Annotated in this window: 2 protein-coding genes; both read left to right on the top strand. The window is 74.4% G+C overall.

Going from position 1 to position 1620, the window contains the following annotated elements:
* Positions 1-159 precede the first annotated feature (159 nt).
* Positions 160-621, top strand: coding sequence for a DUF3817 domain-containing protein (locus IFT36_RS15985; protein ID WP_307785135.1), 462 nt, complete (start codon positions 160-162; stop codon positions 619-621).
* Between the two features lie 115 nt (positions 622-736).
* Positions 737-1582, top strand: coding sequence for a tryptophan-rich sensory protein (locus IFT36_RS15980; RefSeq protein ID WP_200413660.1), 846 nt, complete (start codon positions 737-739; stop codon positions 1580-1582).
* Positions 1583-1620 lie beyond the last annotated feature (38 nt).

Below are 1620 nucleotides of genomic sequence, written 5' to 3'. Positions count from 1 at the left end.
CCGCGTGGCCGCGTGGCCGCGTGGCCGGGTCGCCGGGTGGCCGCGTAGAGCGGGCAGGGCCGCGTGGCCGAGTCACCGGGGCGATCGGGCAGGGCCGGCGCTCAGCAGGGGGCTGCGAGCATGGACGCGTCCCCGTCGGCCCCTCACCAGGAGCAGCTCGTGTCGCCTCGCACCCTCTTCCGCTCGTTCGCCGTCGCCGAGGTGGTGACCTGGTCGCTGCTCATCGTGGGCATGATCCTCAAGTACGCGGTGGGGGTCGGAGACTGGCCGGTCAGCGTGGCCGGGCCGATCCACGGCTTCGTGTTCCTCGCGTACCTCGTCGCGGGCGTCGTCGTCGCGGTGAACCAGCGCTGGTCGGGCGGGGTGACCCTGGCCGCCCTCGCCAGCGCCGTCGTGCCGTTCGCCTCGTTGCCCGTCGAGCGCTGGATCGACCGCCGCGGCCTCCTCGCCGGTGCCTGGCGCCGCACGGCGACCGACGACCCGCGCGACCGACGCCCCCTCGACCGCCTGTTGCGCTGGATGCTCGGGCACCTCGTCCTCGCCCTCCTGCTGCTGGTCGTCGCCGTGGTCGTCGTCTTCGTGGTGCTGCTGATCGCGGGGCCGCCCGTGCAGGTGGGCTGACCGCCCGACCGCACCGCGCCTCCTCGGCTGTGCCGCCCCTCCCTCGCCGCCCCTTCCCTGACAATCCTCTTAGCAACTAAGAGATCGACCGGCGGGCACGACTAGCGTCCCCCTCATGAGCACCGACACGAGCACCCGACCCCCTGCCGAGACCGCGACGTCGCGTGACGTCGTCCGCCAGATCGTCGTGGTCGTGACCGCGGTCCTCGCGATCGTGCTGGCCGCCTACGGATCGGGCGCGTTCGGCGGCGTCGCGGTGTCCGACGCGGCGGGCGGGGCCCTCAGCGCGACGGCCACGACGGTAGCCCCGGCGACCACGGCCTTCAGCATCTGGAGCGTCATCTACCTCGGCCTCGTCGCCTACGCGATCTACCAGGCCCTGCCCGGTCAGCGCGCCGTGACCCGACACCGTCGGCTCGGCTACTGGGTCGCGGCCTCGCTGCTGCTCAACGCCGCCTGGCTGTTCGCCGCCGTGCAGCTCGGCAGCGTCTGGCTGGGCGCCGTCGTGATCGTCGCGCTGCTGCTGGTGCTCGCGCGCATCTTCGTCATCCTGTTCCACACCGCGTCGAGCGGGTGGGTCGACGCGGTCGTCACCGACGGCACCCTCGGCCTCTACCTCGGCTGGGTCAGCGTCGCGACGGTCGCCAACGTCGCCGCCGGCCTGGTCGACGCGGGCTTCGACGGCTTCGGCTTCGCGGCCGGGTTCTGGTCGTCGGTGGTGCTCGCCGTGGCCGCACTCGTCGGCGTCGTGCTGGCCTTCGCCGGGCGCGGCCGCCTCGCCCCCGCCCTGTCGCTCTCGTGGGGACTCGCCTGGATCGCGGTCGGCCGCCTGACCGGCGAACCCGAGAACGTCGTCGCCGGGGTGGCCGCGATCGTCGCCGCCGCCGTCGTGCTGGTCGTCACGGTCGCCGTGCGGGTCGCGCGCGGTCGGGTCGGCGCCACCGCCTCGCTGCAGCGCTGAGCCCCCGCCGCACCGCCCTGTACCGCCCGCACCGCCCC

The organism is Frigoribacterium sp. CFBP 13605 (assembly GCF_014839405.1).
In the GTDB taxonomy this organism is placed as follows: domain Bacteria; phylum Actinomycetota; class Actinomycetes; order Actinomycetales; family Microbacteriaceae; genus Frigoribacterium.
The sequence above is the reverse complement of the archived record's forward strand: the minus strand, read 5'-3'. Positions and strand labels throughout refer to the sequence as shown.

Bases quoted from the DNA above. Each gene is read 5' to 3' on its own strand.
- IFT36_RS15980 (WP_200413660.1), top strand. From the start codon at position 737: ATGAGCACCGACACGAGCACCCGACCCCCTGCCGAGACCGCGACGTCG.